Genomic DNA, 13,083 nt, shown 5'->3' with positions numbered 1-13,083 from the left:
GGCAATCCAAAACCGGGCTTGAAGAGCCGGCGATGCTGACCTGCACGCCGGATGCGGCTCCTCGCATCACCATTCACTGACATCGCCAGACAGACGACCGAAGCCTGCTTCGGCCGTCATGTCGTGATTTGTGCCAAGCGGTCGCTTGACTCTGATCGCGCCTTGTGAAAAATTTTGCATCAACTGATAAAAATATCAAAGGGTGGAAATGGTAGGGTTCGGCAACGGTCTCCTGCGCGACGATGAAACCAGCATGGCGACACGTGCCGCGTGGCTTCACTATGCCGGCGGGCTCACCCAGTCCGAGGTTGCCAAGCGGCTGGGGCTGACCAGCCTCAAGGCCCATCGCCTCATCACCAAGGCCAACCAGGAAGGGCTGGTGAAGGTCTATATCGACGGCGAAGTGTCGGAATGCGTCGAGCTTGAGGACGAGCTGTCCCGCCGCTACGGCCTCGACTATTGCGAGGTGGTTCCGGACTTCGATTCCGAGGATCTGCCGCTCAAGGCGCTCGGCATTGCCGGCGCGCAGTTCCTCAAGCGCGAGATCGAGCGCGGCGAGGAGGCGCTGATCGGCGTCGGCCATGGTCGCACGCTGGCAGCTTGCGTGGAATATCTGCCGCGCACCTCGACCGACAAGATTCGCTTCGTCTCGCTGCTCGGCGGCCTGACGCGGAAATTCTCGGCCAACCCGCACGATGTCATCCACCGCCTGGCCGAACGCACCGGCGCTGAAGCCTATGTCATGCCGGTGCCGATGTTCGCCAACACGGCGGAGGACCGCACCGTCCTGCTTGGGCAGAAAGGCATCAGCGAGGTCTTCGATCTCGCCAAATCCGCCGACCTTTTGTTCGCCGGCATCGGCACCGCCGAACGCGAGGCGTCGCTGGTTGCCACCGGCATGATCGAAAAGGGCGAGATGGAGGAGATCCGCCGCAATGGAGGCGTCGGCGAATTGCTCGGCCATTTCTTCGACGAGGCCGGCAAGGCGGTGGCGACGACCGTTTCCGACCGGGCGCTGGCCTTGACGCGCGAGGACATTGCCAGCCGCCGCATCGTCGCCGTCGCCGGCGGCAAGATCAAGGTTCGCGCTATCAAGTCGGTGCTGGAGGGCCGCTATCTCAAGGGCCTGATAACAGACGAGCGGACGGCGCGATCGCTCGTGGAAGAGACGCCGGTCGGGTAGCCGGTATCAGTTTGGTTGAAACTACCCTGTGGAGGAGAAAACGAAATGCATGAGAAAGAGAAAGACCTCATTGACGCCTTCCTGCGCGGACAAGTCGACCGTCGCGGGCTGATCAAGGGCCTGGGTGCGATGGGCCTTGCCGCCGGCACCGCCGGTACCCTGCTCAACCTGGGACAGACCCGGGCGCTGGCCGCGGATTTCGACTGGCAGGCGCATAAGGGCAAGACCATCAAGCTCCTGCTCAACAAGCATCCCTATGCCGATGCGATGATCGCCGATCTCGAAAACTTCAAGAAACTGACCGGCATGGAAGTCGTCTACGACGTGTTTCCTGAAGACGTCTATTTCGACAAGGTCACGGCAGCACTTTCGGCAAGCTCGCCCGAATACGATGCCTTCATGACCGGCGCCTACATGACCTGGACCTACGGCCCGGCCGGCTGGATCACCGACCTCAACGAATGGATCAAGGATCCGGCCAAGACCAACCCGAAATACGCCTGGGACGACTTCCTGCCCGGCGTCAAGAACTCCTGTGCCTGGAATGGCAAGCCAGGCGGCGCGCTGGGTTCGGACGACGCCAAGCAGTGGTGCATTCCGTGGGGCTTTGAACAGAACAACATCACCTACAACAAGGCGATGTTCGACAAGGCCGGCGTCGCCATTCCCGGCAACATGGACGAGATGGTTGCCGCGGCGGCCAAGCTCACCAAGGATGTCGGTGGCGGCGTCTACGGCATCGGCGTGCGTGGCTCGCGCTCCTGGGCGACGATCCATCCGGGCTTCCTGTCGGCCTATGCCAATTTCGACCAGAAGGATCTGAACGTGTCGGCCGACGGCAAACTGTCGGCCGCCATGAACACCGCCGGATCCAAGGCCTTCCACAAGCAGTGGGTGCAGATGATCCAGGAGAGCGGCCCCAAGGACTGGTCGACCTACACCTGGTACCAGGTCGGTACCGATCTCGGCGCCGGCGCCTCGGCGATGATCTTCGACGCCGATATCCTCGGCTATTTCATGAATGGCGGCGACAACAAGATGGCCGGCAAGCTCGCTTTCGCGAACTTCAAGGCCAATCCGGCAGCCAAGGCGGCGACACCCAACATCTGGATCTGGTCGCTGGCAATGTCCAACTTCTCGAAGGACAAGGACGCCACCTGGTACTTCATGCAATGGGCCTCCGGGCCGGAGCATGGGTTGTTCGGAGCGACCAAGATGGACTTCGTCAATCCCGTCCGCCAGTCGGTCTGGAAGGACCAGGGGTTCCGCGACAAGCTGAACAAGAGCTATCCGGGCTATGTCGAGATGTTCGACGCCTCGGCGCCGGGCGCCTCGATCAAGTTCACGGCACAGCCGCTGTTCTTCGACCTCACCACCGAATGGGCGGCGACGCTGCAGAAGATGGTGGCCAAGGAAGTGCCGGTCGACGAGGGTCTCGACAAGCTCGCCGAAAGCATCAACGGCCAGCTCAAGGAAGCCGGCCTCGGTTAAGTCGCTACGAGGGCCGGCCTGCTTGGCGGACCGGCCCCCGTCACACCTTTTGACGTTTGCGATGCGGTGCCGGAAGGTGGCCGCTATTTCGCCCGACCGGTCGCCTTGCTCCCTTAGGCGGCCGGCAGGGCTAAGCGACAGCAACAACGGAGCAGCTCGATGACTGCGGTGGTATCGCAAAGGCCCAAGCCATCCGGCTTCAGGATCAGCAAGCGGGTGCTGCCCTATGTGCTCAGCCTGCCGGCCTTGCTCGTCTGCATCGGCATTCTGATCCCGTTCCTGACCTCGGTCGTCTACTCGTTCCAGCGCTACCGGCTGAGCCAGCCCTGGGCGCGGCAATTCAACTGGGGCGACAACTACATCTCCTTCTTCACCGACCCGAAATTCTGGAACACGCTGAAGGTGTCGCTGCTCTATGCCGGCACCACCGTCGTGCTGGAACTGCTGCTCGGCCTCGCCATCGCCCTGCTGCTGCAGAAGCGCTCGACGCTGAACAATTTCATCTCGATCATGCTGTTGATGCCGCTGATGACGGCGCCCGCACTTGCCGCGCTGATGTGGAAGCTGATGACCAATCCCGGCTTCGGTGTGCTCAGCTATCTCGCCAGCCTGATCGGGCTGCAGGATTTCCGCTGGGCGTCGTCACCGTCGACAGCGCTGTTCACCGTCGTGCTCGTCGACATCTGGGTTTACACGCCCTTCATCATGATCCTGCTGCTCGCCGGCCTGCGCAGCCTGCCGACGCAGCCCTTCGAAGCGGCGGCCCTCGATGGCGTGCCGAGGAGTTTCGTCTTCTTCCGCATCACGCTGCCGATGCTGACGCCCTACATCCTGACCGCGACTTTGTTTCGCCTGCTCGATTCCATCCAGCAGTTCGATATCATCTACGCCATGACCCAAGGCGGACCGGGCGACACGCTGACCGTGTTCCAGGTCGAGGCCTATCTCAACTTCTTCCAGTCGACCAATGTCGGCCGCTCGGCGGCGCTGATGATCATCCTGTGGGCGATCACCTATTTCCTCTCCAACATCTTCATCAAGAACTGGCTGCGGCTGCGCGAACGCGCCCGTGGCCAGGCATAGGAGGCCGGGATGGAACACACCTCGCTTCTCGAACGCATCCTGCGCGGCGTGGCACTGACGCTGGTCGTGATCTTCTTCATGTTCCCGATCGTCTGGATCTTCATGATGTCGTTCCAGACCAACGAGACCATTTTGCGCATTCCGCCGCAGCTGATCTTCGAGCCGACGCTCGCCAATTACACGGCGTTGATCACCGGCAAGCTGATCACCGCCGCCGGCACGCTCGACATCGCCTTCATGCGCAACCTCTGGAATTCGGTGTTCCTGTCGACAACCTCGGTGGCGGTCGCGCTGCTGCTTGGCGTGCCGGCGGCCTACGCCTTCGCGCGGCACAAGTTTCGCGGCTCGGAGGACATCGCGTTCACGCTGCTGTCGTTCAAGTTCGCGCCGGCGCTCCTGGTGCTGTTGCCGCTCACCCTCTATTTCCAGAAGCTTGGGCTCGCCAACACCTATATCGGGCTGATCTGGGTCTACCAGCTGATCTGCCTGCCGCTGATCTTGTGGATCGTGCGCGGCTATTTCGAGGATATTCCCGCCGACATCGAATATGCCTATCGCATCGGCGGCCATTCCTGGTTCGCCACCTTCCGCAAGATCGCGCTGCCGCTCGCCGGCCCCGGCATCGCAGCCGCCGGCCTGCTTGCCTTCATCTTCGCCTGGAACAATTTCGTCTTCGCGTTGGTGCTGGCCTCGGCCGACAAGCAGCCGGTGACGGTCGGCGCGCTTGCCTTCATCACCTCCTCGGGTATCCAGTACGGCCAGATCTCGGCGGCCATCGTGCTCTCGATCACGCCGACGCTGGCGCTCGCCCTCTATGCACAGCGCTATCTGGTCGAAGGCCTCTCGCTCGGTGCGGTGAAAGGATAGATATGGCCAGCCTCGAACTCAGAAACATCGTCAAGCGCTACAAGAGCCAGACTGTCCTCGACAATCTGTCGTTGACCGTGGCCGATGGCGAAACCCTTGTGCTGTTCGGTCCGTCCGGCGCCGGCAAGACGGTGCTGCTTAGGCTCGTTGCCGGCGTCATCGATCCGGATGAGGGCAAGATATTCATTGGCGGCGACGACATGACCGATGTCGATGCGGAGTTCCGTGGCATTGGCATGGCGTTCCAGAATTTCGCGCTGTTTCCGCATATGACCGCCTTCGACAACATCGCCACGCCGCTGGAGGCCAAGCGTTCCTCGCAAGGCGCCATCAAGGCCGGCGTCGAGAGCGTCGCCAAGCTGTTGAAGATCGCCCATGTGCTCTCCCACAAGCCGCGCGCGCTCTCCAACGGCCAGAAGCAACGCACGGCACTCGCCCGCGCCCTGGTCGGCTCGCCGCCGCTTCTGCTGCTCGACGATCCCTTGCGCAATGTCGACGCCAAGCTGCGCTTCGAGATGCGGCTCGAGCTGCCGCGCCTGCTTGCCGATCGCGGCGCCACCGTCGTCTACGTCACCCAGGACTACAAGGAAGCCATGGCGCTCGGCGACCGCATCGCTGTCATGTCGCAAGGCGTCATCAGGCAGCTCGGCACGCCCGAGCAGATCTATCGCGAGCCGGCCAATATCGAGATCGCGCGGCTGTTCGGCGACCCGACCATCAACCTGCTCGACGTCAAGCCCGCGCGGGATAGCAGGGGGATTTATGTCGGCCTCTCCAATGTCCAGGTCCATCTGGCAGGCGCTTACGACACGGCGGTCGGCCGCGACTGTGTGATCGGCTTGCGGCCGGAAGCGTTGAGCTTCGTTGAGGAAAGCACCCCCGGCGCCATTCCGGTGACGGTCGAGGCCGAAACGCCGCTCAACGAAAAGATCGTCACGCTGGTGCGCACCGTGCGCGGTCGCGAGATCCTGGTTTCGCGCCCGGCCGGAACGCCGGGGCGCAGCGAGGGCAAGGCCCATATCGCCGTCGACGGCAAGAGCGCCTTGCTGTTCGATCACGCCAGCGGCGAGCGCATCGGTTCGAAGAACGTCGTTGCTTTGCGCAATGGAGAAGCGGCATGAGCCAGAGCGCACTCACCATTTCAGGTGTCGACAAGTTCTATGGTCCGATCGACCGGGGCGTGCACGCCGTCAAGAACCTGACCATGGCAATCGCCAAGGGCGAGATCGTCGCCCTGCTCGGTTCGTCGGGCTGCGGCAAGACCTCGACGCTGCGCATGATCGCCGGTTTCGAGGACGTGTCGCGCGGCGAGATCGCCGTCGCCGGCCGCAAGGTGCACACTCTGGCGCCGGTCAAGCGCAATGTGGCGATGGCGTTCGAAGGCTACTCGCTCTATCCGCCGCTGACCGTGCGCGAGAACATGGCTTTCGCGCTCAAGGCGGCGAGGCTGCCGAAGGCCGAGGTCGACGCCAAGGTCGCCAGCATCGCCAAACTGCTCGAGATCGAGGACATACTGGAGCGCTACCCCAGCTCCATCTCCGGCGGTCAGCAGCAGCGCGCCAGCCTTGGCCGGGCGCTGATCCGCGAGGCCGACCTGCATCTCCTGGACGAGCCGATGGGGCAGCTCGAACCGCAGCTGCGCGCCGTATTGCGTGGCCGCATCAAGCACTTCATCAAGGAGCGCGGCCTGACCGCGATCCTGGTCACCCACGACCAGACCGAGGCCAATGCGCTTGCCGACCGCATCGCGGTGATGGAAGGCGGCGTGTTGCAGCAGTTCGACACGCCGGACCGAATCAAGGAGCGCCCGGCGAACCTGTTCACCGGCACCTTTGTCGGCGAACCGCCGATGAACGTCTTCGAGGCTTATGTCGGGACCGCCGCCGGCCGCATCAATCTCAGGCTGCCCGACGGCCTGTCGCTCGACTACGACAAGGACGCCTTCAGCGCTCCGGTTCGCGATCAACTGCTCAGCCGCGAGCGGGTCGTCATCGGCATCAGGCCCTACGCGGTCCGGCGCTCGAAGGAGGGTGTTCCCGCCAGGGTTTCGGCCAACCAATGGCTCGGCGACCAGACCCATATCGCCGCCGACTTCGCCGGCGGCTCGCTGGTTCTCGTCGAACATGACCGCACCCGCCTCGACCTTGGTGCGCCGATCAATGTCAGCATCGATCCGAAGAACTTGCATGTCTTCGACCAGGCGAGCGGTGAGGCGATCTCGCACGGCATGGAGCTTGCCTGATGCGCGACGTCATGATCGGCATCGATGCCGGCACCTCCGTCATCAAATCCATAGCCTTCGACACGGCCGGCCGGCAGATCGCCGCCGCAGCACTGCCGAACCACTATGAAACGCTGCCGGGCGGCGGCGCCGAACAGGATTTGGCGCGCACATGGAGCGATGCCGCTACAACCTTGCGCCAACTCGCCGACAAGATGCCGGACCTTGCCAACCGGACGGTGGCGATCGCGGTCACCGGGCAAGGCGACGGCACCTGGCTGATCGACGACAAGGGCGAGCCGGTGGCCAAGGGCTGGCTCTGGCTCGACGCGCGCGCCGCCGCCGTCGTCGAAGAAATCCCGCGCGCGGCCCGAGGACCGGCTCCGCTTCGAAAAGACCGGCAGCGGTCTCGCCGCCTGCCAGCAGGGTTCGCAATTCGTCTTCATGAAGCGCACCATGCCCGAAATGCTCGGCAAGGCGGCGACCGCCTTCCACTGCAAGGACTGGCTCTATTTCAGGCTGACCGGCGAACGCGCCACCGATCCGTCCGAGGGAACATTCACCTTCGGCGATTTCCACACCCGCGACTATAGCGACGAGGTGCTCGACGTGCTTGGCGTCGCCGATCTCAGGCATCTGCTGCCGCCGATCGTCGATGGCACCAGGCACAGCACCGGGCTGTCGCAGGCAGCCGCCGACGCCACCGGAATGCTGGCTGGTACGCCGGTGGTGCTTGGCTATGTCGACGTCGTCTGCACCGCGCTCGGTGCCGGCCTGCTCGATCGCGAGCGCAAACCCGGCTGCTCGATCATCGGCTCCACCGGCATGCATATGCGGCTGGCCGAGACCCCCGACGATGTGCAGCTCAACGAAGCGGCGACCGGCTATACAATGGCAATGCCGGCGCCCGGCGTGTTCGCGCAGATGCAGTCGAACATGGCGGCGACGCTCAACATCGACTGGGTGCTTGGGCTGGCCTCCGGGATTCTCGCCTCGCAAGGCATTTCGCGCAGCAATGGCGAGATGATCGCGCTGGTCGACGCCTGGATCGCGGCCGCGCAGCCGGCCTCGCTGCTCTACCAGCCCTATGTGTCGGAGGCGGGTGAGCGGGGGCCGTTCGTCGATGCCAATGCGCGGGCAGGGTTCGTCGGCATTTCGTCGCGGCACGGCTATGCCGATCTCGTCCGCGCCGTCTTCGAAGGCTTGGCCTTCGCGGCGCGCGATTGCTACGCCGCCATGGGGCCTCTGCCGCGCGAAGTTCGCCTTACCGGTGGCGCCGCCCGAAGCCCGGCGCTGCGCAAGATCCTGGGTGCGGCGGTGGGCGCCGACATTCGCACCAGCGCGCGCGAGGAAGCGGGCGCGGCGGGCGCGGCAATGATCGCCGCGGTCTGCGTCGGTCTTTACCCGTCCATGGATGCGTGCGTCGACGAATGGGTGACGCCGCTGCTTGGCGAGGCCGAGCCGAGCGACCGCAGCCTCGCCGCGATCTACGACAAGATGACCCCGTCCTACATGTTGGCGCACCAGGCGTTGCGGCCGGTCTGGCGCGCAATGGCTTCAGTGCAGGCAAATTGAGAAGTCGAGTATGCGTAAGACAATAGCGATCATCGGCGACAACTTCATGCTCCCGGAGGTGTTTCGCGCCAAAATCGAGACGGTCGCGACTGGCGACCTCGACATCAGGACATTGCAGACAGCCTGGCCCGACGAGCCGATGGAATTCGGCAATCCGGTGCTCGGCCTCGACAAGGTCAAGGAGTACTTTGGCCATCCCGACGAGGTCGTCGACTTCATCGGCGATGCCGAGATCCTCGTCACCCAGTTGGCTCCGCTGTCAGAGGGAATGATGCGACGCCTGCCCGCGCTCAAGCTGGTCGCGGTCTCGCGCGGCGGCCCGATCAACATCGACATGGCTGCTGCCAGGGCGCACGGCATCACCGTGGTCAATGTGCCCGGCCGCAACGCGACCGCCGTCGCCGAGTTCACCATCGGCGCCATCCTGGCCGAGACGCGGCTGATCCGGGTCGGCCACGAAGCCTTGCGCAAGGGCGAGTGGCGCGGCGATCTCTACCGCGCCGACCGCACCGGCCGCGAACTCAGCGAAATGACGGTCGGCGTCGTCGGTTATGGCAATATCGGCACGAAGGTGGTGCGCCTGCTGCGTGCCTTCGGTTGCCATGTCCTGGTCAGCGATCCCTATGTGCAGTTGAGCGCCGAAGACCGAAATGCCGGCGTCGAGCTTGTCGCGCTGGACGATCTCCTTGCCCGCTCCGATGTCGTCACGCTGCATTCGCGGGTGACCGAGGAGACGCGCGGCCTGATCGGCAAGGACACCATCGCGCGGATGAAGCCTGGCGTGATCTTCGTCAACACCGCGCGCGGGCCGCTGGTCGACTATGACGCGCTCTACGAGGCGCTTGTTTCAGGCCAGATCGCCAGCGCCATGCTGGAGACGTTCGCGGTCGAGCCGGTGCCTGCCGACTGGCCTTTGCTGCAGCTTCCCAATGTGACGCTGACGCCGCACATCGCCGGCGCTTCGGTGCGCACCGTCACCTATGCCGCCGAACAAGCCGCCGAGGAGGTGCGCCGCTATCTCGCCGGACTGCCTCCGGTCAATCCGTGCTGAGGCAGCCGCCATGACGCATCACATCGGCATCGAGGCCACGGCGACATGAACGGCGGTCCTGAAATCGTCGACCTCTTTGTCATCGGCGGCGGCGTCAATGGCGCCGGCATTGCGCGCGATGCCGCGGGCCGCGGCCTTTCGGTCATCCTGTGCGAAAAGGACGATCTTGCCGAAGGCACCAGCTCGCGCTCGGGCAAGCTCGTCCATGGCGGCCTGCGCTACCTCGAATATTACGAGTTCCGCCTGGTGCGCGAGGCGCTGATCGAGCGCGAGGTGCTGCTGGAATCGGCGCCGCACATCATCTGGCCGATGCGCTTCGTGCTGCCGCACAGCCCGGACGACCGGCCGGCATGGCTGGTGCGGCTCGGCCTGTTCCTCTACGACCATCTCGGCGGCCGCAAGCGGCTGCCGGCGACCCGCACGCTCAATTTGCGCACCGCGCCCGAGGGCGCGCCGATCAAGGACGCCTTCAGGCGCGGCTTCGAATATTCCGACTGCTGGGTCGATGATGCCCGCCTCGTCGTCATCAATGCGCTCGACGCCGCCGAGCGCGGCGCCAGGGTTTTCACTCGCACCGCTTGCACCGCCGCCCGCCGCGAGAACGGCCTTTGGGTCGTCGAGATGCAGGACGGCAGGACGGGCATCAGGACGGTCGTTCGCGCCCGCGCACTAATCAATGCCGCCGGCCCCTGGGTCAACGACATCGTCAACCGCGTTGCCGGCCAGAACTCAAGGCGCAATGTGCGCCTGGTCAAGGGCAGCCATATCGTCGTGCCCAAATTCTGGGAGGGGCGGCAGGCCTATCTCATCCAGAACAGCGACAAGCGTGTGATCTTCATCAACCCCTATCAGAACGATCTCGCTTTGATCGGCACCACAGACATCCCTTATGAGGGTCGGCCCGAGGATGTGGCGGCGGATGAGAGTGAGATCGATTACCTCATCAAGGTTCTCAACCGCTATTTCAAGCGCGGCCTTACGCGTGGCGATGTCATCTATTCGTTCTCCGGCGTCCGGCCGCTCTATGATGACAATGCCGACAACCCCAGTGCCGTCACCCGCGACTACATTTTCGAGCTCGACGCGCCGGACACGCAGGCGCCGCTGCTCTCCGTCTTCGGCGGCAAGATCACCACCTTCCGCAAACTGGCCGAGCATGCGCTGGACAGAATCGCCCCGTTCTTTCCCCATATGGGCAAGCCCTGGACGGCGAAGGCGCATCTGCCCGGCGGCGACATCGCCAATGCCGACTTCGAACAGTTTCTCGGCGATCTCGGTCGCGAGTACCCGTGGATGCCGGCATCGCTGCTCAAGCACTACGGCCGGCTCTACGGCACCAGGACACGGGCTTTGGTCGGCGCGGCGCGTTCGCTCGATGAACTCGGGCGCTGCTTCGGCAGGGATTTCTTCGAGCGCGAGGCCAACTATCTCTTCGATCAGGAATGGGCGGTGACATCAGCCGACATCTTGGAGCGGCGCACCAAGCATGGGCTGCATCTGTCCGCCGAGGAGAGGGCGGCCTTCGAGCATTGGTGCGCGAACCGGCTGGCGAGGGCAGGCTGATGGTCCATCCCGTCGATACCGGCACCACGGAATTCCGCATGCTGCGCTCCTTGTCGGCCAGCATCGGCGCCGACCCGCTGCTGGTCCAGGGCGCCGGCGGCAACACCTCCATCAAGCAGGCCGGCGTGCTGTGGATCAAAGCCTCCGGCACCTGGCTGAAGAATGCGCGCGACGATGAGATCATGGTGCCGGTCGCGCTGGCGCCGTTGCTCGATGCCGTGGCGCATCGCAGCCCGGCGGCCGAGACGGCCGGGCAGTTCACGCTGGCGGACCTCAACCCGCGCCAGCTGCGGCCCTCCATCGAGACGACGGTGCACGCGCTGCTGCCCCAGAAGATCGTCGTGCATGTCCATTGCGTCGAGACGATTTCGATTGCCGTGCAGGCCAATGCCGAAACGCTGCTGGAGGAGCGCCTGCGTGGGCTCGATTGGGCGTTCGTGCCCTATCGTCGGCCCGGTCTGCTGCTGGCGCAGGCGATCGCCGAACGGCTGAAGCCCGCGACCAACGTGCTCGTGCTTGGCAATCACGGGCTGGTGGTCGCCGCCGACACGGTCGGCGAAGCGGCCTTGCTGCTGCAACGGGTGACCGGGCTGCTGGCGCGACCGCCGCGACCGGCTCCGCCGCCCGATCTCGACGCGCTGCTGAGGCTCGCCACCGGCAGTGACTACCGGTTGCCGGTCTCGGCGGCCGCGCATGCTGTCGCGACCGATCTTGCCAGTTGCCGCATCACGGCTTCCGGCAGCCTCTATCCGGATCATGTCATCTTCCTCGGCGTCGGCTCGGTGATCGCCGGCCCCGCCGAGAACGCGGCGGCGGTCGTCGCCCGCACCGCCTCCGCTCCGACATCCATCCTCTTTCCCGGCAAGGGCGTGCTGATGCGCCGGGATGCCAATGCCGGCGCCGAAGCGATGGCGCGTTGCCTGGCCGATGTCGCCGCGCGAATCGATAGCGCGGCGCGCGTCAACTATCTCAGCCCGAGAGAGAATGCCGAACTGCTGAACTGGGACGCCGAAAAATACCGCCAGCAACTCAACCGCGAGGGGGCGACGCTGCAATGACGGCCGTCACCACCCGTGCCAGTGCTGAGGAGGGATAGCGGCCTTGGCCTTCACGCTTTCCCTCAACACCAATCCGCTGGTCAACCGCTTTGCCGATCCGGACGATTTGATCGACACCATCGCCTATGACATCGGCATAAGGGACGTGCAGCTCACGCATGAATTCGTCAATCCGGGCTGGCCGGCGGCGACGATCGTCAAATTCGTCCGCCTGTTTCGTGGCGCGCTGGACCGCACCGGCGTGCGCATAACGTCCGGCATGACCGGCCCCTACGGCCGGCTCAATCATTTCGGCCACCCCGACGCCGATGTGCGCCGCTACTATGTCGACTGGTTCAAGACCTTTGCCGACATCTCGGCCGAACTCGGCGCCAGCGGCATGGGCACGCAATTCGCCATTTTCACGCACCGCGACTTTGACGAGCCAGAGCGCCGCGAGCGGCTGTTCGACATCGCGCTGGACTGCTGGCGCGAGGTCGCCGAGCATGCCAAGGCGGCCGGCCTGACCTATTTGTTCTGGGAGCCGATGTCGGTCGGCCGCGAGTTCGGCCACACCATCGAGAACTGCCGCCAGCTGCAACGCGCGATCGACGCCGCCGGCATGGCCATTCCGCTGGAGATGATGGTCGACATCGACCATGGCGACGTCACCTCAAGCAATCCCGCCGATATCGATCCCTATGCCTGGGCGGAAGCGTTTCCTAGGAAATCGCCGATCATCCACATCAAGCAGTCGTCGATGAACAAGGGCGGCCATTGGCCGTTCACCGCTACCTACAACAGGGATGGCCGCATCACGCCGGAAAGACTGCTGGAGACGGTGCGGCGCGGCGGCGGCACCGACAACGAGATCTGCCTCGAACTGTCGTTCCGCGAGCGCGAGCCGGTCGACCATCAGGTCGTCGCCATGATCCGCGAGTCGGTCGACTACTGGGCGCCGTTCATCGACGCCGGCAGGTCCGGTCTTCTGCCAAAGGCCAAATGAAAAACG

10 protein-coding genes and 1 pseudogene are annotated in these 13,083 nt (G+C 64.4%); all 11 read left to right on the top strand.

The annotated features are described in order from the left end of the window. Positions 1-208 precede the first annotated feature (208 nt). The 11 genes and pseudogenes from AC0V7N_RS31155 (at position 209) to AC0V7N_RS31105 (ending at position 13,077) form a co-directional block, all read left to right on the top strand. Positions 209-1,183, top strand: a complete 975-nt coding sequence (locus AC0V7N_RS31155) for a sugar-binding transcriptional regulator (RefSeq protein ID WP_475452015.1) — start codon at positions 209-211, stop codon at positions 1,181-1,183. A 45-nt stretch (positions 1,184-1,228) separates the two neighbouring features. Further along, entirely contained in the window at positions 1,229-2,674 is a 1,446-nt protein-coding gene (locus AC0V7N_RS31150; RefSeq protein WP_475452014.1) for an ABC transporter substrate-binding protein, read from the top strand. A 159-nt stretch (positions 2,675-2,833) separates the two neighbouring features. Then, on the top strand, positions 2,834-3,757 hold the full coding sequence (locus tag AC0V7N_RS31145) for a carbohydrate ABC transporter permease (RefSeq protein WP_023777019.1): 924 nt from the start codon (positions 2,834-2,836) through the stop codon (positions 3,755-3,757). A 9-nt stretch (positions 3,758-3,766) separates the two neighbouring features. Next, entirely contained in the window at positions 3,767-4,624 is an 858-nt protein-coding gene (locus tag AC0V7N_RS31140; RefSeq protein ID WP_475452013.1) for a carbohydrate ABC transporter permease, read from the top strand. Between the two features lie 2 nt (positions 4,625-4,626). Continuing rightward, the gene (locus tag AC0V7N_RS31135) at positions 4,627-5,745 is read left to right on the top strand and encodes an ABC transporter ATP-binding protein (RefSeq protein ID WP_027041279.1); all 1,119 of its coding nucleotides are present in this window, start codon (positions 4,627-4,629) and stop codon (positions 5,743-5,745) included. Continuing rightward, positions 5,742-6,866 carry an ATP-binding cassette domain-containing protein gene (locus AC0V7N_RS31130; RefSeq protein ID WP_496627489.1) on the top strand — a complete coding sequence of 375 codons (1,125 nt, stop codon included), beginning with the start codon at positions 5,742-5,744 and terminating at the stop codon, positions 6,864-6,866. The genes AC0V7N_RS31135 and AC0V7N_RS31130 overlap by 4 nt, the downstream gene beginning before the upstream one ends. Next, positions 6,866-8,420, top strand: a pseudogene (locus AC0V7N_RS31125) (FGGY family carbohydrate kinase). The gene AC0V7N_RS31130 and the pseudogene AC0V7N_RS31125 overlap by 1 nt, the downstream one beginning before the upstream one ends. A gap of 10 nt (positions 8,421-8,430) precedes the next feature. Continuing rightward, positions 8,431-9,471: a 2-hydroxyacid dehydrogenase gene (locus tag AC0V7N_RS31120; RefSeq protein WP_475452009.1), complete on the top strand. Its 1,041-nt coding sequence runs from the start codon at positions 8,431-8,433 to the stop codon at positions 9,469-9,471. Between the two features lie 45 nt (positions 9,472-9,516). Further along, entirely contained in the window at positions 9,517-11,034 is a 1,518-nt protein-coding gene (locus AC0V7N_RS31115; RefSeq protein ID WP_475452008.1) for a glycerol-3-phosphate dehydrogenase, read from the top strand. Next, on the top strand, positions 11,004-12,092 hold the full coding sequence (locus AC0V7N_RS31110; protein WP_496627488.1) for a class II aldolase/adducin family protein: 1,089 nt from the start codon (positions 11,004-11,006) through the stop codon (positions 12,090-12,092). The genes AC0V7N_RS31115 and AC0V7N_RS31110 overlap by 31 nt, the downstream gene beginning before the upstream one ends. A gap of 43 nt (positions 12,093-12,135) precedes the next feature. Beyond that, the gene (locus AC0V7N_RS31105) at positions 12,136-13,077 is read left to right on the top strand and encodes a TIM barrel protein (protein WP_496627487.1); all 942 of its coding nucleotides are present in this window, start codon (positions 12,136-12,138) and stop codon (positions 13,075-13,077) included. Positions 13,078-13,083 lie beyond the last annotated feature (6 nt).

The sequence above is a fragment of the Mesorhizobium kamtschaticum genome, assembly GCF_056174585.1.
Note: the sequence above shows the minus strand (reverse complement) of the source record. Positions and strands in the feature narration are given on the sequence as shown.

What these genes read in the sequence shown, in the direction of transcription:
- AC0V7N_RS31155 (WP_475452015.1), top strand. Translation starts at nt 209, where the DNA reads ATGGTAGGGTTCGGCAACGGTCTCCTGCGCGACGATGAAACCAGCATG.
- AC0V7N_RS31150 (WP_475452014.1), top strand. Translation starts at nt 1,229, where the DNA reads ATGCATGAGAAAGAGAAAGACCTCATTGACGCCTTCCTGCGCGGACAA.
- AC0V7N_RS31115 (WP_475452008.1), top strand. Translation starts at nt 9,517, where the DNA reads ATGAACGGCGGTCCTGAAATCGTCGACCTCTTTGTCATCGGCGGCGGC.
- AC0V7N_RS31120 (WP_475452009.1), top strand. Translation starts at nt 8,431, where the DNA reads ATGCGTAAGACAATAGCGATCATCGGCGACAACTTCATGCTCCCGGAG.
- AC0V7N_RS31145 (WP_023777019.1), top strand. Translation starts at nt 2,834, where the DNA reads ATGACTGCGGTGGTATCGCAAAGGCCCAAGCCATCCGGCTTCAGGATC.
- AC0V7N_RS31140 (WP_475452013.1), top strand. Translation starts at nt 3,767, where the DNA reads ATGGAACACACCTCGCTTCTCGAACGCATCCTGCGCGGCGTGGCACTG.
- AC0V7N_RS31135 (WP_027041279.1), top strand. Translation starts at nt 4,627, where the DNA reads ATGGCCAGCCTCGAACTCAGAAACATCGTCAAGCGCTACAAGAGCCAG.
- AC0V7N_RS31130 (WP_496627489.1), top strand. Translation starts at nt 5,742, where the DNA reads ATGAGCCAGAGCGCACTCACCATTTCAGGTGTCGACAAGTTCTATGGT.